20 protein-coding genes are annotated in these 21,461 nt (G+C 30.8%); 5 read left to right on the top strand and 15 right to left on the bottom strand.

What is annotated here, in order from left to right:
- Window positions 1–157 precede the first annotated feature (157 nt).
- The 3 genes from MFS40622_RS02715 (at window position 158) to MFS40622_RS02705 (ending at window position 3,161) form a co-directional block, all read left to right on the top strand.
- A complete protein-coding gene (locus MFS40622_RS02715) occupies window positions 158–1,510 on the top strand; it encodes an AAA family ATPase (RefSeq protein ID WP_012980147.1) in 1,353 nt (450 codons plus the stop codon).
- 140 nt (window positions 1,511–1,650) lie between these two features.
- Window positions 1,651–2,028 (top strand): hypothetical protein, encoded by a 378-nt coding sequence (locus MFS40622_RS02710; protein WP_012980146.1) that lies wholly within the window; start codon window positions 1,651–1,653, stop codon window positions 2,026–2,028.
- A 200-nt stretch (window positions 2,029–2,228) separates the two neighbouring features.
- Window positions 2,229–3,161 (top strand): nuclease domain-containing protein, encoded by a 933-nt coding sequence (locus tag MFS40622_RS02705; RefSeq protein WP_012980145.1) that lies wholly within the window; start codon window positions 2,229–2,231, stop codon window positions 3,159–3,161.
- 111 nt (window positions 3,162–3,272) lie between these two features.
- Here MFS40622_RS02705 and MFS40622_RS02700 read toward each other — a convergent pair whose 3' ends face one another.
- Genes MFS40622_RS02700 through MFS40622_RS02690 form a run of 3 tightly spaced genes read right to left on the bottom strand, consistent with a single transcriptional unit; the run spans window position 3,273 to window position 5,213 of the window.
- Entirely contained in the window at window positions 3,273–4,046 is a 774-nt protein-coding gene (locus MFS40622_RS02700) for a TatD family hydrolase (protein WP_012980144.1), read from the bottom strand.
- Window positions 4,047–4,063: 17 nt separating this feature from the next.
- Complete coding sequence (locus tag MFS40622_RS02695) at window positions 4,064–4,648, bottom strand: SagB/ThcOx family dehydrogenase (RefSeq protein WP_012980143.1); 585 nt, start codon at window positions 4,646–4,648, stop codon at window positions 4,064–4,066.
- Window positions 4,649–4,676: 28 nt separating this feature from the next.
- Window positions 4,677–5,213 carry a tRNA (cytidine(56)-2'-O)-methyltransferase gene (locus MFS40622_RS02690; RefSeq protein WP_012980142.1) on the bottom strand — a complete coding sequence of 179 codons (537 nt, stop codon included), beginning with the start codon at window positions 5,211–5,213 and terminating at the stop codon, window positions 4,677–4,679.
- Between the two features lie 117 nt (window positions 5,214–5,330).
- Between MFS40622_RS02690 and MFS40622_RS02685 the strand changes: the two genes are divergently transcribed.
- Window positions 5,331–5,693 (top strand): hypothetical protein, encoded by a 363-nt coding sequence (locus MFS40622_RS02685; protein ID WP_012980141.1) that lies wholly within the window; start codon window positions 5,331–5,333, stop codon window positions 5,691–5,693.
- Here MFS40622_RS02685 and larC read toward each other — a convergent pair.
- From larC to MFS40622_RS02655, 6 genes are all read right to left on the bottom strand, one after another.
- Window positions 5,668–6,804 carry a nickel pincer cofactor biosynthesis protein LarC gene (gene larC / locus MFS40622_RS02680; protein ID WP_012980140.1) on the bottom strand — a complete coding sequence of 379 codons (1,137 nt, stop codon included), beginning with the start codon at window positions 6,802–6,804 and terminating at the stop codon, window positions 5,668–5,670. The two genes, MFS40622_RS02685 and larC, sit on opposite strands and share 26 nt — an antisense overlap.
- A gap of 65 nt (window positions 6,805–6,869) precedes the next feature.
- On the bottom strand, window positions 6,870–9,650 hold the full coding sequence (locus MFS40622_RS02675; RefSeq protein WP_012980139.1) for an STT3 domain-containing protein: 2,781 nt from the start codon (window positions 9,648–9,650) through the stop codon (window positions 6,870–6,872).
- Window positions 9,643–9,969, bottom strand: a complete 327-nt coding sequence (locus MFS40622_RS02670; RefSeq protein WP_012980138.1) for a DUF190 domain-containing protein — start codon at window positions 9,967–9,969, stop codon at window positions 9,643–9,645. Before MFS40622_RS02670 ends, MFS40622_RS02675 begins: the two co-directional genes overlap by 8 nt.
- A 10-nt stretch (window positions 9,970–9,979) precedes the next feature.
- Window positions 9,980–10,354 (bottom strand): fluoride efflux transporter CrcB, encoded by a 375-nt coding sequence (gene crcB, locus MFS40622_RS02665; RefSeq protein WP_012980137.1) that lies wholly within the window; start codon window positions 10,352–10,354, stop codon window positions 9,980–9,982.
- A gap of 76 nt (window positions 10,355–10,430) precedes the next feature.
- Window positions 10,431–11,066, bottom strand: coding sequence for a cobalt-precorrin-7 (C(5))-methyltransferase (locus tag MFS40622_RS02660; protein WP_012980136.1), 636 nt, complete (start codon window positions 11,064–11,066; stop codon window positions 10,431–10,433).
- Window positions 11,067–11,131: 65 nt separating this feature from the next.
- Entirely contained in the window at window positions 11,132–12,406 is a 1,275-nt protein-coding gene (locus tag MFS40622_RS02655) for a sodium:proton antiporter (protein WP_012980135.1), read from the bottom strand.
- A 91-nt stretch (window positions 12,407–12,497) separates the two neighbouring features.
- Between MFS40622_RS02655 and MFS40622_RS02650 the strand changes: the two genes are divergently transcribed.
- The gene (locus tag MFS40622_RS02650) at window positions 12,498–13,661 is read left to right on the top strand and encodes a geranylgeranyl reductase family protein (RefSeq protein WP_012980134.1); all 1,164 of its coding nucleotides are present in this window, start codon (window positions 12,498–12,500) and stop codon (window positions 13,659–13,661) included.
- A 10-nt stretch (window positions 13,662–13,671) separates the two neighbouring features.
- On the opposite strand, the gene MFS40622_RS02645 is transcribed toward MFS40622_RS02650, so the two are convergent.
- From MFS40622_RS02645 to MFS40622_RS02625, 6 genes are all read right to left on the bottom strand, one after another.
- Window positions 13,672–15,204: an MBL fold metallo-hydrolase gene (locus tag MFS40622_RS02645; protein WP_012980133.1), complete on the bottom strand. Its 1,533-nt coding sequence runs from the start codon at window positions 15,202–15,204 to the stop codon at window positions 13,672–13,674.
- Entirely contained in the window at window positions 15,201–16,538 is a 1,338-nt protein-coding gene (locus MFS40622_RS02640) for an McrC family protein (RefSeq protein WP_012980132.1), read from the bottom strand. The genes MFS40622_RS02645 and MFS40622_RS02640 overlap by 4 nt, the downstream gene beginning before the upstream one ends.
- A 38-nt stretch (window positions 16,539–16,576) precedes the next feature.
- Window positions 16,577–16,744, bottom strand: a complete 168-nt coding sequence (locus tag MFS40622_RS09570; RefSeq protein ID WP_198003853.1) for a hypothetical protein — start codon at window positions 16,742–16,744, stop codon at window positions 16,577–16,579.
- 155 nt (window positions 16,745–16,899) lie between these two features.
- Window positions 16,900–19,428 (bottom strand): AAA family ATPase, encoded by a 2,529-nt coding sequence (locus MFS40622_RS09785; RefSeq protein WP_052292124.1) that lies wholly within the window; start codon window positions 19,426–19,428, stop codon window positions 16,900–16,902.
- 209 nt (window positions 19,429–19,637) lie between these two features.
- A complete protein-coding gene (locus MFS40622_RS02630) occupies window positions 19,638–19,874 on the bottom strand; it encodes a hypothetical protein (protein ID WP_048197422.1) in 237 nt (78 codons plus the stop codon).
- Complete coding sequence (locus tag MFS40622_RS02625; protein WP_156769984.1) at window positions 19,871–21,460, bottom strand: hypothetical protein; 1,590 nt, start codon at window positions 21,458–21,460, stop codon at window positions 19,871–19,873. Before MFS40622_RS02625 ends, MFS40622_RS02630 begins: the two co-directional genes overlap by 4 nt.
- Window position 21,461: the final 1 nt, after the last annotated feature.

Here is a 21,461-nt window from a genome sequence, read left to right as displayed (position 1 = left end):
TTTTGTTATATTTGTGTATTAAAATTGGGCAATAAAAACCTGTGAAAAAGTAAGCAAAAAAGCAATAACAATATGCGACCCATAATTCCTACCAGATCAATAAATATATAAATTTAGGATACTTATAAAATTTTGCAGATTAAAAGAGGATGATAAAATGAAAGTATGGATAGTGGCAGCTGCTGGAGATGAACCAACTAAGCATTTAGAAAGAACTATAAAGAATCCTGTAAAACTTGAAGAAATAATCAATAATTTAGGAAATCCAGTAGATGAGAGTGGAAAAAACATAGCTAAAGATGATCTTGAGAAAATACTGCTTTCAATCAATGAAAAAGGAGAATATTATTTATGGGGGGCTGTTCCAGGAAAAAACAATGAGTCAAATTGGACTCAAATGCAAAAAGGGGATATATGTTTATTTTATGTTAAGGGTAAAAAATTTGGATACTGGGCAAAGGTAGTGTATAAAATTAGAGATAAATCTTTGGCAGAATTTTTGTGGGGGACTGATAAAAAGGGCAATACTTGGGAGTTAATGTACTTTCTTGATAAACCTAGAGTGTTAGAACTCCCTCTTTTAGATTTTAATTTAGAGCATTGCTATAAATTGAATTTTATTCCACAAGGACTTAGTCCAATAGATCCTGAAAAGGTAGAGCGAATTAAAATAAAGTATGGATCATATGAAGAATTCTTAAAAAAGTATGAACCAAAAAATCGTACATTTAAAACATATGAAAACAAATATCTAACTTTCATTGAAAGAATTTACAAAAAAGAACTGGAAATAGCATTATCTGAAATGAACCGTGGTAAAAATATCCTATTTTATGGACCTCCAGGAAGTGGTAAGACTGTATTATCAAAAATCCTTGCTGAGAGATATTCAGCTCAAAATAACGGCAACGGATATTTGCTATATACTGTTCATGGAGGTACTGACTACTTCGACTTAATCGCTAGAGTCATCCCACAAACAGACGACAGTGGGAGGTTAGTTTATAAAAAAGAACCTAGATATTTGATTAATGCCATTATGGAAAAGAAAGTTTTAATTTTGGACGAAATTAATAGAACTCAAATAGATACCGCTCTTGGAATTTTCTTTACATATTTGGAGAGAGAACATAGAATACAAGATGCCCAAACGATAGTCAATATAATAGAAAAAGAAACGGATTTGAAAGTTAATAGTGAAGAATTTATTGAGAATTTGGATTTCTTTAGAATAATAGGGACATTAAACATTTATGATAAGACGTTTCTTTTTAAGCTTGGAGATGCATTGAGGAGAAGGTTTAGGTTTATTGAAATAACTACCACTCCAGAAATTATTAAATGGATAGAGAACAATTTCGAGGAATTCTTAGATATTATTGGATATGACCTAAGTAGAGTAGATATTGCAAGAGAATTATTCGCAATATTCTCTGAAATTAACAGTATAAAAGAATTAGGTATTGGGATTTTAAAAGAATTATTGCTGTTCTCTATGAACTTTATATAGTAAAGATGAAGCCATTGAAAATGCTGTTATCAACATAATATTGCCATTCTTTGAAAATGACATAAACTATATGAAAGTTAAGAAAGTTCTTGAAGAACACAACCTTGAACGTGCAATCAATGCATTGAGGAGGATCAACAATGCAATCCAAGCCTTTGAATAAGAAGTATATTTGGGACGATGAAGAACTTTCACTTCCTATAAATCTTTTAGATTATGTTAAAGTTAATAATCAGCCATTATCTGAAGTTACAAAATCAAATAAAGTTTATATCAAAGGAAAAAATATTATAATATCGTTTAAAAACTTCTTTGGAGATTTAAAATTGGAATTTCCAGATAAGGAGGAGATATTAAAGATTACTCCAAAGAAATTATTTTATAATCAAGAGATCAATCCAGATGAGGGATATGATATTGTAAAGCATAGAGTTTTAAATGATATTAGGGATTTTATAACCTTTATTGTAAAGGAGATAAAGATATCCAGACGTATAAGGCATTTAAGATTATTTTAAAAGATATACATCGAAGTGTTGAATTTATAGTCATTGCTTTAGAGCATTATCTATCAAAACTTGAGCATAATATAAGGTTGTTATTTCAACAAGGGCCAATTCATAAGGAGATCATTAAACAGGAATCTACATTTGGTTTTAGCCTAAAATATTCATATTCTTCTTTTATAAATCCATATCAAACATTTTATAGGCGTTCAATGAATTACAGCACTATTCTAAATATTATGGTATTTCAGTCTCTCTATTATATAGTGTTAGAGACTGAACTGTTAAAACTAGTAATTGATGACAAAGATCTCAAAGAAAAATTAGAAAACCTAAAAATAAAAGCTATTAAACTTCTAGATGAATATCATCTTTGGGAATTTTTTTATGAACCACCATTAAACTTAGCTAATATTCAGGAAAAACTTGTAACTCAGCAAAATCCTTACTACAATTTCATCTTTAGTATATATAAAGAAATTGTCAAAATAGTCTTTTCGAAGACAGTGTTGGAAAATATTGAGGAAGGTTTGGAGTATCCTCTTATAAATTTTGCATATATTTATGAGGCATGGGCTATTTGGAGGATTGTACATTCTTTAAGAGCAAATGGATTTGAAATCATTGAAAATGGGATATTACTTGGTAAAAATAATAAGTTTAAAAGAAAAACTAAGATGATATTTATTTTAGAAAAAGATAGTAAGCGAGTTTATGTAATTTGGGAGATGAAGTTTAAGCCTTCAACTGACTCTACATACCTAGGTGATTTAATTAGGGCATTTAATATCAGTAACGTTGAAAATATAGAAATAAAGCCGGATATTGTCATCTTAGTAGAAAATTTAGAAAATAAAGACATTGAAAAGGTAGTTGTTGGCGATGTTAAATTTCGAGTTGATGAAAATGCTAAACTGCCCAGATTAGAAAATATTTACAAGGTTCTTGGATATGTATTAGATCTTAGAAGATTTGAAGTCTTTAAAAATGCCAAGTTTGAGGGTTTACTAATTTATCCAAGCACAGTAGAAACAATAAAAATCCCTATAATAGATCCAAAAAGTGAAAATGCTGTGGTGTACATAACATTAGTTCCACTTACAAGTAAACAGTATGATATTGATGTTAATACACTAATTAATTAAAAACTTTTATATCTTCCAAATCAAACATTAAATAATCCACCTCCTAACTCTATCTTTTTCCTTTAATCCTCTAAACAAACAAATAATAATATTTATTGGGCAAAAATAATTTTATTCTATATCCAATCCAAACAGCTCCACAGCATTCTGATGAGCTACTTTATTAATAACATCTTTCTCAATATCGTTAACCTTCATCTTCAGAACAGTCCTTGGAACTGCCAAGACATCAGAAGCATTTGAAGAGCAATCACTATTTAATAAAATTTTATCAGCAAAGTCTTTAAACTCTTTAACTATCTCAACAGCCTCTAATGGAGTTAATTTGCCTGGCTGGACTGTTAGCCCAACATAAAGCTCCTCATCTAAAACCCATTTTGTTGTTTCTTTATTGCAGTGCTCAATAACAATATCCCTATTTTTCAAATCCAAAGTTGAAATCTCATCTAATATTATTTTAGTTACCTCCTCCTTGTTTCTCCTTGGAGTATGCACTACTGCGGGTATATTTAGCTCTTCAGCCAACATTAACTGCTTTATAAAAACCTCTTTTTCTTCCTTTGTTGCTTTCTCTAAACCAATCTCTCCAATTCCAACAACAACCCTATCATAGTTTATATAGCTCTTTATTTTATCCAATGCCTCATCAACCTCTGGAGGAATTGCCCTCGGATGCATTCCAACACATATAAACAAATTCAATCCAACCTTTTTAGCCCTCTCTAACTCATTAATCAATAGCTTCTCAACATGAGCCTCCCAAACTTTTATGCTTTTCATCTCAAATGGGTCATGGGCTAAGGTTATAACTGCATCTAAGCACATTGCCATTAATTCCAAATCCTCCAAACCCCTTGTATCTGAGTGTATGTGGGTGTCTATCATATCCCCTCCACCTCATTTTAATCTATTTTCCTACCAACTGGCATCAGCAATAGAGGATGCTCCTTTATCTTCAAAATCTCTCTTACCTCATCATCGTAAAATGCCCCAACTGATACGGTTCCCAACCCTAAAGATGTAGCCATCAAATAGACATTTTGAGCAACATGCCCCACTTCCATATGAACATATCTAAAGCCCCTATCCCCATAAATCCTTGTTGTTCTTTCATAATTGGCAGCTATAATTAAAACTATTGGAGCTATAGCAATAAACATCTGTCTCAATGCTACTAAAGCTAATTCATGTCCAACTTCTTCATCTAAAACCCTAACTATTGAATGCCTCTCAGGGATATATTTATAAACCCCCTCCTCAACTCCAATAACATCTCTGACATTTACATAAATCTCCAATGGATATGTAGCTCCAGCAGAGGGGACAGTTTTAAATCCTCTCTCATCAGTTACTCCATAAGCGGCAAATAAGATATGAGATAGCTCCCTCAAAGTTAATGGAGAGGAGCTATACTCTCTAACTGACCTCCTCTTTACCAAAACATCCTCTAACTTTATCTCTTCTATCTCTGGTAGTTGGATTTCCATACTATCACTCCACATAATTTAATATTATTTATTTTTGATTTTCTCTTATAACTACTTTTCCATGATTTGAAGGCACTATCTTTATCTTGGCATTCTCAAAATCTCTATAGAGGGTTTTGCCCTCAAACAATCTATCTAAGAAGATAGCTAAGGCTGCAACTTCAGAGTGTGGCTGATTACCAACTGATATGTTATAATCTGCTAGTTCATAAACTTCCTTTGGCACTTTTTCAGCTCCAACAACAACCAATATATCCTTATCTTTGCTTAACTCCTTAATTTCTGGCATTATTTCATTTATATTAGCCCCATACATTGTTAGATGAACAACAATCCCCCTCTTTTTAAATTCTCTAATGTATTTTTTCCAATGCTTTTCAACAACAAATTCAAAATTCCCTCCCCAACTTTCTACAACTTTTTTGACGCTGTTTTCAACATGCTCATCTTCAGTAGTAAAAATTACCCTATCAGCTCCCAAAGCTCTTGCAGTTAAAGCTACATGGGTTGAAATCCTTTTATCCCTATCTCCTCTATGTCCTAACCTTAAAACTTCAACAACCATGATAATCCCTCATAAAATTATTTATATCTCAACCTTCATAGATTATTTATATATCTTAATATTTCCAATTCTTAAATCCTAAGATGGTGTTTATTATTAATATCAAGTGGTGAGAAAATGGCTGAGTTATCTGCAGTGAATTATGTTGAAGTAAAGAAGATAAGAGGAAAGGTATTTGTTGGATTCACACTTTTGGGAATTGGTATTGGAATGATATTCAATGAAACTGGAGCTGGATGTTTAATAGGCTTGGGTATTGGATTTATAATAAGCTCCTTTATAAAATATAAAGATGAAAAAACTGATGAAAACTCAAACAAATCAACATCTTTTCAATTTTGGCCGATAATATTGGGATTATTCTTTATATTTCTTGGAGTAGCCATAATCTTAAACTATGAGATAATATGGGAGTATATATTCCCAATATTCCTAATCCTACTTGGATTGTCTTTTATCTTATCTGCTTTGAAAAAGTAATCTTATACAAATCTTTTAGAGGAATGCCATATTTCTTGGCTATCTTCTTCAAATCTTCAAATTCTGGTTTTTCTGAGATTATTTCATCATCAATTTTTCCAATTTTTATTTTAACATATTCATCAAACAATTTTATAGTTTTAAAGTCTCTATCTGCAGTTATCCTCTCTATATCAAATATTCTAACTCCTAAACTGCCAGTCTCCCTCATTATAATCTTGGCTACCTCATTAGCTTTATCCCTATCAACAATAGCCCTAACTGTATAAGCTGGTCGATTCTTTTTCATATATGTTGGGATAAAGTGTAAATCTCTAACTTTTCCCTCTAAAACTTCATATAGATAGCCTAAAATCTCTGCTGGAATATCATCAACATTTGTTTCCAATAAAACTATCTTTTCCATCTTTATATACTCAATTCTAAAAACTCTTAAAACATTTGGTAGTTCTAAATCTTTATCTCCAGCTCCATAGGAGATATTTTTTATAATAAAACTTCCCTCAACTAATTTTGGGTTTATGTATTTTATAATTGCCGCTCCCGTGGGTGTTGTTAATTCCTCTTTTATATCAGAAAAAAATATCTTAAGCCCTTTCAATATCTCAGCCGTTGCTGGAGCTGGAACTGGTAGTAATCCATGCTCTGTCTCTACAAAACCACTACCAACATTTATTGGCCTATATAGGCAGTTATCTTTTAGCTTTAACTTATTTATTATATATGCTGCCCCAACTATATCGGCAATTGTATCATAGTTCCCAACTTCATGAAAATGGACATCCTCTATGGATATATCATGCACTCTACTTTCTGCATTAGCCAATATCTTTAAAATATCTAAGGCAGTTGTCTTAATATCTCTCTGAATATCTGAGTTTTTAATGATATTTTTAATGTCTTTATATGTATCTGCGTTATAATCAATATCTTTTGGGATTATATTAACCTTATTTGCTAATATATGGCATTTTTTGACTTTTTTTACCTCAATATCAACGTCAATAACCTTTTTAATAGTAGTTATAAGCTCTTGTTTATCAACAAAATCAATCATTGCTGATAAAAACATATCTCCACTAATTCCTGAAAATGGGTCTAAGAGAAACATAAAAAATCCCCTTTTACATTTTTAAATATTATCAAAAGAGAATAAAATGAGAAAAATGAAACTAATTATTTAAGATAGTCAGTTCCATAATCTACCTTATAAATCTTGAATCCTGGCTGAACTCCAAAGTCTGTTGGGTCTATTGTTGCTTTAACCAACTTTATATGCTTCAATCCATAACCATCTAAGAAATGTAATCTGGCGTAAATACTATCTTCTAAGTTTCTTGTTGATAACCATGCATATCCTTCTCCATTAGCGTTCAGTCTAATAAACTCTGACAACTGTCCATCTTTGTTTAATACTATTTCTCTGACTCCTGAAGGTGTCTTTATATATAACTTATGTATCTTAAATGTGCCTATAATCTTTGTTTGACCGTTTATTTTTTGAACAATATATGTAGAGATATTTGTATTATTTATCAATGTAACGTAACTATATCCATATACATTCACATTAGTCAAGATTGTGCCATTTCCTAAGTAATATGAAGTTCCTTTAAAGAACGCTCCTTTTTCTCTTTTTTTGTCTGGTGTGTTTGGTGGGAGAGAGAAGTTCCAGAATCCAAACATACTCCAAACTGGGGCAATATCTGTCATTCTGTTGTAAGTTATTAGATAGTCTGGATTTGGATGCTCTGGATGTGTTGCATTTAAAACTAATTCTGCCTCTTTATCACTTAAACCATATTTCTTAGTTAATATTTCATAAGCTGTACTTCTATTTACTGGCAAAATCTCATTCAATATCTTAACAGTTTCTGATACATTGTTATGTGTAAAGTTCATTAAAACGCTACCTTTTTCAAATGCTTCATCTCCACTTGTTGCTAACATTCTAATTATTCCAATAGCCAGATTTTCGTTTGATGTGGCGAAAATCCTTCCTACCCAGTAAGCTCTTGGAGTGTTTTGGCTACCACCATCAAATGTAACCATTCTCCTTGCCTCATATGTATAGATGTGCCCGTTATCCCACCAGCAAGTTATAACCGCATTTTTTGGAGCAGTTTCTTTTATCCAATCTAAACCAGCTTTCCACCCATTATTGAATGTTGGAGCAGCAGAAAATGGAACTACAGCAGATAATGGAGGGATAATAACTCCAATACAAAGCAGTAAGGCAGATATCTTTATTATTGTTTCTTTTTTATCATTTATTGTTGAGATTATGTCAGATATTTTGTAAATGGCTAATAAAGCTAAGACAATTAAAAATCCATAGGCAATTGCTGGAACATAAGTTGTTGGTAGCAATATTTGGGAGATTTTTGCAGAGTATTTTGAAAGCATCAGTAATCCAAATAGCCCGGCAGGAATACCTATTCCGACTATTGCAGTATCGTTTTTCATTTTTAAGACCCTATCCAACTGCCCAACAAATATTCCCAAACCAATTGCTAATGGAGGGGTTGCTAAAGATGCAAATCTAATCCCTTTTGTTGCAGCATATAAAGTTACTACTAACCAAATAGCTAATAATATGGCGTATTTTATATCAAACTTAATTTTTTCATGTCTTAAAGATAGGAATGATAAAACTATTCCAAGTATCCCAACAATTGCTATTGTATTTGAACCAATAGCGTTTGTAAATATATCTCCCCATGAGCTCGGCTTTGCAAGTTCTGCAACTGTTGTATAGACATTTGGCCAACCAGTTGTTAGGGTGTAACTTGAAAGTATTTTATTATACCCTAAAGGTGAGGTAATTGGTGAAATTGCTGTCCCTACTCCATATATTGCTGTTAATAATATAATTGACCCAAGAATGTAAAATATTGATAAACAAACAACATTTTTGAAGTTTCCGATATCAATGAACTCTTTAATCTTTACCTGTGATTTTAGCAGTGCTAAGGCAATAATATAGGTTATCAAGAAACCAGTAATTACATCGAATCCATACCACCAAGCCCCCCACATTTTTGGAGCTACGGCTGTTAATATCACTGCCAATAGAGCAAATAATTCAAACTCTACATCTTTACCTTTTAATTTCTTAATTCCTGCTATTACTAAACCTGCCAAAACAAACGCTAAGGAGATGGCATAAAAGAATACTGAGGCGATGACTATGCTTTCTCCTGAAGCTATATTCAGATAAATCCCAAATATTAACTCAATTATTAATGCAGCTATTACAAATAAAGATATTGGATTTTTTAAATCTTTTTTAAATAAAGCTGTTTTTTCCTGGCTATGTATTGCCTCAAGGATAAACCAGACTATAAAGAGTATTGGTAGAATTTCAAATATTGGAGTATCTGCAAATCCAGCACATGTTTTGTATAATAAAGCAGGAGCAGATATTATGGCTATAGCCCCTACTATTCCTCCGATGTTGCTATTTGTAACCCTCCTAACTATGAAGTAGATTGGTATTCCTAACAACATCCCCAAAACTGCTGGAACCCAGAAGGCAGCGTTCATAATGATTACAGTTGCATCAATAGAATGCCATATATAGTAAATAGCTAGTGTTGCCAAACAGATAACTGGTGGCTCCCAAGGTATTGGATGTCCTGGAGGAGCATATTGATACAAATCATAAGGCACTTCTTTCCCATTAATAATCTTTATTGTGTCTCCACAGTACCCATGGTCGTAGAGATTTTCACTCAACCTTAAGTAGTAGTAAGGATCAATAGCAAGGAGATACATCCTTCCATGTTCATCTGAAAACATTTTCTTTAAAAATTCATTATTTTGGGCAAATTTCATATCTGCTGTCTGAGCCCTTAACTGAAAACTCATAAACATGAGCATTAAAACTATTAAAAGGATTTTTATCCAATTTCTCTCTTTAAAGAAATTACTTATTTTTTCTAATGCGTTACTCATGAGTTTCACCTTTATACACATAGCAATCAGTTATTACTATCAACCCATTATTTTTTATGACTTCATATAACTTAGGTAAAACCCTATTTATATTTTCTTCAATATCAACACATTCAATAATCACCGGGAGATTTACAGATAACCGAAATATATCAAACTCAGCTATTCCTCTAACCCCATAACCACATATTCCTTTATAAACAGTAGCTCCACTAATTTTCTCCCTCTTTAGTATTTTCATAATGTATTTATACATTAATTCTCCTTTAAATTTGTCTCCTTCTTTCAAATAAATCTTTAGAATCTTTGCTTTTATCATCGATTCCACCCTACCTAAATATAGCTAAAGCCAAAACCCTACCAAAATAAACCATAACTAAACAACCAACTACATTGATTAATATATTTAGTAGGGCTTTAAATAACAACCCCTCATCAACTAACACAAAGGTTTCATAAGAAAATGTGGAAAATGTTGTTAAAGCTCCACAAAAACCAGTTCCAATAAGTAGCTTATATTCAGTTGGTATTGGAGCAAATAAAGAGCAATATAATAAAAACCCTAAGATAAAACTGCCTATTAAATTAACTATTAATGTTCCAGTTGGTATGCCAAATTTTACTGGAACAATCCCACTGATTAAATATCTAAAAATAGCTCCAAAAAATCCCCCAACTCCTATTAATAACAGCTCTCTAATCATATTCTCCTCCTCAACCTTTTAGGAAAAGGATGTTAAGCTTTTAGATGTTTCCACAAAGTTAAACTCTATTGTCTTTTTAATCGTTTTCTCCAGTATAAACACAAACTGTTAGGTAGGAAAAATCTTCTTTGACTATCTCTTTTAAAGATTTTAAACTAATTTTCTCATTTTTGTAAGTTAGATTCTCCAAAACCCAGATTTTTGCGTCTGGATTTATGCCATTATCTATTAAAAACTTTGCATCCTCCTTTAAATTGTTTGGTAAAAAGATGACTTTTTCATGACTTTTTATTAAATTTAAAAGCTTTTTCCTATTTTCTTCTTTTCCATGTAGGGTTATTATATAATAATCCTCCCAGGAGATTTTTAATTTTGCAGCTGCTATTTGTATAGATGAAATACCAGAGATAACTTCAATATCTTCCTTTTTAGCTCCAATCTTTAATAGAGTTTTTAATAGCCCGCTAAAACATGGATCTCCGGTTGATAATATGGCAACCTTTTTATTTTTTATGTTTTCATCTTTTTTTATTATCTCCTTTAACTCATCAATTAAATTTTTTGTTAGGATTATTTTTTTGCTATCTTCTATATTGAATAATTCTAAAGCCCTCTTACTACCAACAACTAAATCAGCATTTTCAACGATTTTTATTGCCTTTAAGGTTAAATACTCTTTATCTCCTGGGCCAATTCCAACTATATAAATCATAATTTCACAAATATATCCCTTTTAGATAATTTTAGGTTAAAAATAGAAAAAAATTTAGAAAAAATTTATTGGGAACTTGAGACGTTCTTTTTTTTCAATAATATATTTGCCAATGGTTTTGCCCATGATGCCTCTAAGATAACACTAACTATTATTGTCATAAAGGTTGCTACTAATATAGTTCCAGCAAGTTCTGTTGGAGGCATTAAAGCTGCTATATCTTTTGGGACTATATTTGGATGTTTTATGATTTCAGTATAAACCATTGCCGCCAATGTTGCTGGAACAACACCTCTCGGCCCCTCTAACGCTAAATATATCCTTTCAGCAAGTGGTCTGATTGGTGGAATAGCTGTAGCTATCAAAACACCAACGGGTCTTGCCAAAAGTATAGAACCTAATGCACATATAAATGCAGGGACAGCATATTTTTCTAATAATGGAATTGAAATGCTGGCTCCTAGTAATACGAAGATTAATATTCTAATAAATATTGATACCTCATCAAAGAATATTGCAACTTTTTCCATGTCTTCTTTATGTTCTTCTTTATGTACTATAACATTACCAATATAAAGCCCCATTATAGCTACAGCCATGAACCCGCTGATTTCATATCCAGTTATTGATGGGAAGATACTTTCACCAAAATACCAAAAAGCAATAGCCAATCCCAATGTAAATGGAGCAATATAATCTTCAAACCTGATTTTTGATATAATGCATTCATAGAATTTACCAGCAATTAGTCCAAGTATAATTCCACCAACAGCCAGTGAAATAAACTCAAGTAAAGGATTTTCTGCTTTAGCCAATCCTAGAGGTGATAAAGATATTAATGTTACAACAATACCTAATGGGTCATTAAATACACTTTCAGCTTCTAAAGTTATTGCAACCTCAGGGTCTATGTCCATCTTAGAGAATATTGGTATTAAAGTAGCTGGGTCAGTAGCAGAAACGATAGCTCCAAATAGCAAACCAATTAATGATAAAATTGGTAGATGGAACACAAAGTTAAATACGATTCCTGAAATAACCCAAACAATTAATAAAGCTAATATATCGAGCTTTACAATAACATCCAATACTCTCTTCATAACACTCCATTCCATCTCAAAAGAACCAATAAACAGTAAAATTATCAACCCAAAGTTTCCAATAAAATCAAAAGAACTTTCAACAATATTTTTTGGTATAACGTTAAATATAGATAGTATGAGCCCAAATATCAACAAGAGAGGGATATCTGGAATGCCAATCTTTTTAGCAATCTTTGCTATTATGGCACCTCCAGCAAAAAGAATTGACAAATAACCAAGAAATAACGCTGTATCCATAATTTCACCAATTCTTTAATCTTGGATATCCAAATATACAGGCATTAACTTTACATTTAGAAAGTATATAAATCTTTCCGTTGGTGAGGAAATGAATAGCAACGATTATGATGTTGTAATTATTGGAGGGGGGCCAGTTGGTTGTATAACGGGAGAATATATAAAAAATGGTAGGGTTTTGATTGTTGAAGAGCATCAGAGCATTGGAGTCCCTTTACAATGTGCTGGCTTAATTAGCAAAAATGGAGTTAAAGAGCTTGGAAATCCTAAAGGAGTAGTTAATAAGATTAGAGGGGCTTATATATTTACAAAAAACAATATGGTAAAGATTGGGAATGAAAAAGTTAGGGCTTATGTTTTTGAAAGAAAGGTTATGGATAAGGATATAGCCATTAGGGCAGCAAAAAAATGTGATTTTTTGTTAAAGGCTTATGGAGAAATTGAGAAAGATAAAGACGGCTATAAAGTTAAAATAACTCATCTTGGTGAAAATATAGTTCTAAAACCAAAAGTTATTGTTGGAGCTGATGGTGCTAAAACAATAACTGGTAAAAGATTGGGATTGGTAAATAACAAAAATAGGGAGATTTTGTCAAGCTGTCAGTTTGAAATGGTTAATGCTGAGGTAGATGATGACTTTGTATATATCTTTTTAGATAGAAGATATTCAGAGAGATTTTTTACTTGGATTATTCCAATGGGGAAGGATAGGGTTAGGGTTGGTTTAATAGATAAAGGCAACTGCTACAACAAACTCATGAAATTTATAACTGAACATGAGATAGCAAAGGAAATTTTAAAAAATGCTATAATAACAGAATTTTCTACTGGTTCTTTGCCAATTGGTTATTTAGATAAAGCCTTTAAAGATAACGTTCTGCTTGTTGGAGATGCCGCTTGTCATATAAAGCCCCTAAGTGGGGGAGGGCTGTATTTTGGTGCGATTGGAGGAAAGATAGCTGGAGAGGTTATCAGCAAATATTTAAATGGAGAGATAAATAGTTTGGCACTCTATGATAAAAAATGGAAAGAGAGTTTCGGAAATGAGATAAAGAATGGATTATTAGTTAGGAAATTGTTTTTAAAATTAGGAAATGACACTTTAGATGAGCTTATTGGAAAGTTGGCAAGAAGTGATTTAATTGACTACATAAACAAGCATGGAGATATGGATAGACAGGCATCTTTGGCATTAAAGGTTTTAAAGTCATTAAATATTGGATTAGGATTTAGAATTTTAAGAGATTTGTTATGAAAATTTTTATTTACAATTTTAAACTTTCCCCATTTTTTAGTAATAGAACGTCATCTCCAAAAGCCCATTTAAACAACTCTGGGTTTTCTGTATGAACTGGGATAATGTAATTTGGGTCAATCTTTTCTATAACTTTTCTTAGCCCTTCTTTTGAAATATGCCCAGAAGTATGTAGGGATTTATCAAAGACTGGCTTTCCATACTCATTAACTCTAAAACCATAAATCTCAAAGCCAAAGTGTTTAAGCCAGTACCATAATCTTAGGAAGCTGAATTCTTGCTCCTCTCCAAACGCCTCACTTGATGAATAAATATAAACCCCACCATTTGGATTGACATCCAATAAATGAGGCATATCATAGAATGAGAAGCATAAAATGTAATTTTCTTGGTTATTTCTAATCTCAAATGGGGAGATAAAATGGCTTTCATATAAATTGTATATCTCTTCCTCCCATTTTTGCTGTGTGCTTCTAAGATTTTTATAGATTTTTATATGTTCATCAATTATATCAATGCCCGCAACATCTTTTAGGGCATTTAAGAAATACGCATCTTTTGTAGTTATAATTAGCTCTCTACCAGTTCTTTTAGCTATTTCTTTAAATATCTCTAATCTCTCAAAGTTTCTTGGTGAGAAATCGGCAATAACCAACCCCTTAGCATTTTCAACAATCTTTAATGCATTGTTATAAACGTCTTCTTCAGTGATATTTGTATCGTTATCTCTATTGACTCTTGTTCCTTCAGTAATTAAGATGCTTGCATTCTTTGCCTCTTTAATAAACTTTTTTGTTTCATTTTTGTTCTTTCCATGGCATCTGAAATCTCCAGTGTATGCTAAAACAGTATCTCCTTCAACAATATAACCAACAGCACCATAGATTGAGTGATCTATGTTAAATGCTTTAATTTCAAAGCCTAAATCTTCTTCGCTGAGGGTTTTAATATCATTCTTCTCAATCTTTTTTACCCTTGAAGATGAATTCTGCCTGGGTCTGTAGAAGATAAAATCCTCAACTTTATTGTTATCTTCTGTCAAAATAACTTTTCTTGAAAGATATGGTGATTTTCTATCTGATTCAAGGACATAGCCATTTTCTTTCTGTTTTTTAATGCTGTAGTATGGTAAATCCATTCCTAAGTGGTTGCTGATTGAAGTATCTCTTAATGCCTTTAAGATTGTTATTGTGATTGGAGATGCAACTATTGGAATTTTTTCATTGAGGATTGCTATATTTCCAACATGGTCGAGATGTGCATGGCTTATTAGAACAGCATTAATAGGAATTTTTGGATATTGAGCTATATTTAAATCCTTTGGGATTAAATCAGCTCTATAAATGTTTAGTTTTGGTATTAAGTTGAGATGCCATAGGTCATAGATGCCTCTTGCAGGTCTTTCACTAAGGTATTCTTCATAGTATTTTGAATATTTGACAAAGTTCATCCCAAAATCTAAGAATAATCCATTGCCATTCTCTTCTATGTGGATTTTATTTCCTCCTATAGTGTCAGCTCCATCATAAATGGTTATTTTCATTCTAAGCCCTCCCCTTTATTTTCAGTTAATTTTTTAATGCAATTTATAAACTCTTCATCAATTCCGTCTCCTTCAATCAGCTTTTTAAGGTTATAGGTCAATACATATAGATTTATTTCATTATCAAAGAATGTTGCCTCTCCAATTATTGCTTTACTATTAAAATCATTGTATTTTTTAGATTTTGGGAATATTAAAACTGATCTAATCTTATAATTGCATTTTAAAGTGTAGTATTTTGCATAGGTATAGATTTGCCTTAACATATCGGAAGGTAGTTTTGGTTTTTCATATTCTCTATTAATTTCAGTATATTTTGCATCTAAAACTAATACTGGCTTGTTATCTTTATAAACAACATAATCTGGTTTTTGTTCAATATTTTTTATCCCTTTTACTTCCTTAAACAACTTAAATTTGCTTTGATATTTTATTTCAAAGCCTAAACTCTTTGATAATATTGAGCAAATAAATTTTTCAAATAAATCATTCATATCTACAAAGAATCCAATAGCATCTTCTCCATCAATCTCTCCAAATGCTGATAAGATAATTTTAGCCAAATTGAATGGCTTTTTAAACCTTTCATTTAGCCGAGTAAAATGCACCCTCTTAAAATCATGGATAGTTATCTTTCTTAGGTTAATGCCCTCAAAGATTAACATTAACTCACTAAGAAGCTTTTTATTCTCTCTCCATTTTGTCTTTTTCAATGAAATATATGTTGTGTAGTAAAATATTTGATTTAAAAGGTTGTTTTCAGTGAATTCATGATATTCTATTGAAAATTTATGCCTTTGATGTGGTAGTTTTCTTATTTGCTTATCTATCAGCAATTTTCCCTTTAGGAATTTTTTCTCTTCTCTAACTTTTATATAAGATTTATAAAATCCTCTTTTAATTTCATTTAATAGAGAATAGGCAAAGAGATAGATAAAAATCTCATAAATTACTGGAGTTGAAGCAATATCTTTAACTTTTGCTAATTCTTGCTCTTTGATATTTAAATCGTATGCAAAGTTCATCATTTTTATAAAGGCAAGTATTTTATCTTTATTTTCATAGTTACAATATTGGAAAACTTTTGGTAGGACTTGAATAACTTTATTATCAACTGCTACAAATCCAACGTATTGTTTTGCTTTTATTCCATTGGGATAAATTCTAAATATGCTATCAAATTCTTTGTCTTCAACATCTTCAACCAAAGTATTTCTGCTATTTATTGTTTTAAAAAGTTCAATAATTTCATTTTCACCCAAATTTAGCTTTGATAACTCTTTATCTCCAAACTTTATAAGTTGATGTTCATAAAAAGTAATTAAGTTAGTCATTCCCCTCCCCTTATTGGCTGTTCGATGATTGATTACTGTTATTTTTCCGAAATTAATTTTTTTAAGGTTTCAACGAAATTATCATCATCAAATTCTTCAGATCCTTTTATTCTATATATTGGTTCATTATCAACTCTCTCCTCCTCAACAAAATCTTTTAAGACATCATTTAAACCCTTCCAATCATTGTAGAAGTATTCTTCCAACAATGGAATAATTTCATAGAACCAAACAAACTTTAAATCCTCAATATTTTTAACTTTTAAGAAGTATGAATGTCCTATTCTGTGGTCTCTGTCTCTTAACTTAACAATTTTTTTGTTTATAGATTCTAAGAGATTTTTAAGGAATTCAGCACTTCCTAACTCATTAAATAATTCATTAATCTCATTTTCAATTTTTTGATATTCCTCATTTTTTTACATATCTTTCTCCAATTTTCTAATAACTTATTTTCTGTTAATAATTCCCCTTCTGGCTCAATTTCTATAAATCCAAATCTTCTCCTTAAGGCAATATCTAATAAGGCAATGCTTCTATCTGCTGTGTTCATTGTTCCAATAATGTATAAGTTTGGTGGAACTGCAAACGGCTCTTTTGAATATAGCAATGTAACTATAACCTCATTTTTGCCCGTTAATCTCTTGTCCATCTCTAAGAGTGTTATTAACTCTCCTAAGATGTTTGATATATTTCCTCTGTTTATTTCATCAATTATTAGGTAGTATTTTGGTGCATTTTCAAAGTACCCTTCTTTGAATACATTTTTTGATTTTTTATGCTCTTTTAGTTTTTTAACAACGATTTCTTTAATTTCTTTATAAGGAAGATTATTTATTATAAATTCTTTGAGGAATTCAATATTCAAACTATTTTTATCTAATTTGTATAGGGTATTTTGCCAAAAGTTGGTATCCCGTATGTCTTTTACATTAATGTATTCATCCTCATTTTTCCCAATCCAAAGCCATTTCACTTTTCTAAATTGATAAAACCCATATTTATTAAGTGGTGAATCTTTTCTATACTCATAATCACCAACAACCTTACCAATAGCCCGTATTTTATCCAAACCATAAGATACTAATACAATATCCCCTTTTTTCATTTCCAATACAATATTTTTAATTGATTCAAATCCTTCATCTTTATTTCTTTTTTCCTTTAATTCTTCTATGGTTTTACATCCAGTATAATCGGTATCATCATTATAACCAACTGCTATTTCATTATTTTCAATGCAATAATCAAATATTTCTTTTTCATGTTTTTCTCCTAATGATACTTTGTAAAAATTAACATTCTCAAAAATTTTATCCTTTAAAACCTCCCAAATTGCCAAAATACACATTTTCTTAAATATTCCGTCTTCAACTTCATAGGTAATATTTCCATTTTTATCATTTTTTGGTCTAAAGCCCTCAATAAAGTCCTCATAGGAATAGGATTGATGAAATGTTATAAACTCATACTTACTATCATCATTTCCAGTTTTTTCTTTAACATAATTCCATGCTAACCATGTTTTTCCAGTTCCAGGAACACCATAAAGTATAATTTGTCCTTTATTATCTAAAATTTTGTCTATTTTCTCTTTTAATTCTTCTGGAATAGTACCACCCCCACTATTATTTTCAATATCTTTAAAATACAATTCTAAAACTTTGTCTATTTTTTCAATAATTCTTTCTATTTCTTTTCTTCTATTTTCATCTAAGTTCTGTTTTAAAAGATTTTCATGATTTTCCTTTGCTTTCATTAGAATCCTTTTTATTGTCTCTGGTTTTATATTTTCATTTTGTCCAATATATGAAAATCCTACCTGCCCCACTGAAATGTCCTTTGTAGAAATCTCCACATAGGCATCCTCATCAAAAACTGTAGAATATTCTTTTTTACTTCGTAAATTTGCTTTATATGTTTCTTCACCACTTATCACTCTTTCAAGATATTCTCTTTCTTTACCCTCTGATTCTTCAATATGGTTTTTAATATTCTTTTTAATTTCTTCTGGAAGTAAATCTATTATCCTTTTTTGAGTGTCATATTCATCTCTTAAGTATTCTCCTATTCCATAAAATCCAACAAAATACCATTTCCCATCTACAACATTCTTTGATATAAATACTATTAACCCATTTTTTCCAATAAATTCAACTGGATTATTTGTTGTTTGAACGAATCCATAATAATACTCTGAATCAAATTCCTCATTAAAATTCCAAAATTCATGAGCATATCCAAATTTTTTTACAAAATCATAACCGTATCTATTTCTAAGATGAAATTCCTTTAAATCTTGGCTTATCCCTCTCCATCTATTAAATGACCACGCAACTTTTGCAACAATACCTATAAGTTCTTTATTAGTAATTCCCCTCCATTTAGCCCCACTTTTATTCCTAATTACCTTAGCAATATACATTACCTCATAGAATAACCTCTCAAGTTTAGAAAATGATGAAATAAACAATCTTCTATCTGATAAAATTTTATCATCTAAATAAACTTCAAAAAATGTGGCATTTTTGTATGAATCTTTTTGATATGGAGTTATATGTAGATTTCTTTTAATGGTTTCTTCTTTTAGCAATTTTAATGCATAGTATACGGTTGTAGTTTTTTCATATTCTGGATGATTTATAATCTCCATTACAAATTCCTTAGCTCTGTCTATTTCTCCACTCTCTAACATTTTAAGAACATTATCATTTAGATTTTTTCCTAATGTTCTAATAGACTCATCATTATAACTTTTAATCAACTCTCCATCTTTAATCAATGCGTCAATATCTCTTATAATCCTCTCTTTATCACGCTCCCACTCATCTTTATGTTTATTTTTAAAATATTCTATTATTTTTTCTTTTAGAGCTTCTTTATTTATCACAATCCCACCTCTCAAAAATTATTATCAAATCAGATTACGGATTTTAACTGATTCTCTGAAATATCCAGCTTTTTTCTATTTGCTTCCTCTAAAAACCTTCTTCCAACAACTTCCAAAACTCCCTCCCCTCCATAACAATCCCCCTATGATTATTACTTCTCTCACAATTAATATTATCCCTATATTTCCACTTATAAATTTTATTCTTTTTATTCAAACAAATATTTAATTTCCTCAAATTTGATAGGAAAATTGCCTTTAAACATTTTCAACCTCATATCTACATCCCTTAAATTCTCAACAAACTCTTTCAACATCATTACATTATTATAAAACTCCTCTTTCTTAGAACATTCTAAAAATCCCCTAACAATCTCCATTAACTCTATATCAAAGTATCTAACTTCCATATCATCAAATAATGATAAATTCTTCCTAATATTCAATAATGTCTCAATAATATCATACTCCTTAACATCAAATCCATTATTTTTAAAATTTTAAAGATTATATGATTAAATAACTCCTTTTCATCATCTTTCTTTAACTCCTTTGCATAATCATATATCAAACTCATTGAAGCCAAATTTTTTATAAATCTAAACTCATACTCTCCAATCGTATTAACAAAGGCATCATAGCAATCAAAATACAACGAATCAACTATTTCCTTAACCTCATTAGCTAATTTCTCTCCATTGTCAGAATTATACAACTTTGACAATACACAACCCAACGTTTTACCCTCATTTTCTCTTATGCTTAAAATATCGTTGCATAGCTTTTCAATAAAGGTATTTATTATATTCAACCTACGAACAATGAAATCTGGAAGATTTTTATTCATTACTACATTTTTACAACCTTCAATAACCTCTGAAATAGCAATGAACAAATCATAAACTATTTTAAGGTTCTTATTAACTCTCAAATGTCTGTTTTCAGCCCACTTAATTGTATCATTGTTTATCTTATTATTATCTGCTAATGAATTGATTATGCACTCAAATATTGGTTTATAACGCCTATTTTTAATTGAATCAATGTAATCCTCAATCTTATAAACATTCCACTCTAAATCATCCAAACTTTTATTAATTTTTGATATATCTCCAACCTTTACATCATTTTTTAGTTTTTCAATGGTTTTATACAATTTTTCAACCAATTCAATGATTTTCTCAACATCTCTAACCAAATCATCTATTCCATTACCAAAATTTCTGTATTTTATTCCATTTGGAGATAAAATACGTTCAACAAGCCAAAGTATATCATCAACGTCACAATCCCTCCTATTTTTGTAATCTTTCCTCTTATTAAAACACTCTCCACTGAAATATCCAGAATTACCCGGCTCTTCAAACACAACACTCCCAAAACCTCCAACATACTTTTTATTAACATCAATATCTTTAACTAACCACCCACTAAACCATTCATCATCACAAACAACCCTCTTTCCCAAATCAAAAACTCCCCCACCATCTAAAATGCTATCCAACCTCTCATTAACCACATCCCCCATCAACATGACAACATAAACCTCCTTACAATTCAATGTTGTTTTAAACATGACATTATCCCTAATCTCCAACTCCCAATCAAATTCTTTAGCCATTTTATAAAACTCATCAAACTTTGGCTTTAACTCCTTAGGAATTACTAAAGAGACACCAATATTCATCCAATCCCTTAATCTATTGCCTAATCTAATCTCATCATCTTTCAAATCATACCTATTTCCAGCAAACCAATTAACAACCTCTAACAACCAATATTTAGCATGATTTCTTGTATCTAAGCCTAATTTTATCCTTGCACTACCTTCAATAAGCTTATCAATACTTAAAATATCCTTTTGGTAGTAATCACAAACATCATCCATCAATTCAATATCATACAACTCCTTTTCAATATATTCAATTGATAAGGCAATAATTTCATTCAAAGCCTCAGTTAATGGAACTCTCTCACACCCTAAAACTTCAAGAACTTCTCTCCCCTTAATCCTCTCACTCCATAGCTTCATA

The sequence above is a fragment of the Methanocaldococcus sp. FS406-22 genome, assembly GCF_000025525.1.
GTDB lineage: Archaea > AGJL01 > Methanococci > Methanococcales > Methanocaldococcaceae > Methanocaldococcus.
This window is presented reverse-complemented; position numbering and strand designations above follow the sequence as displayed.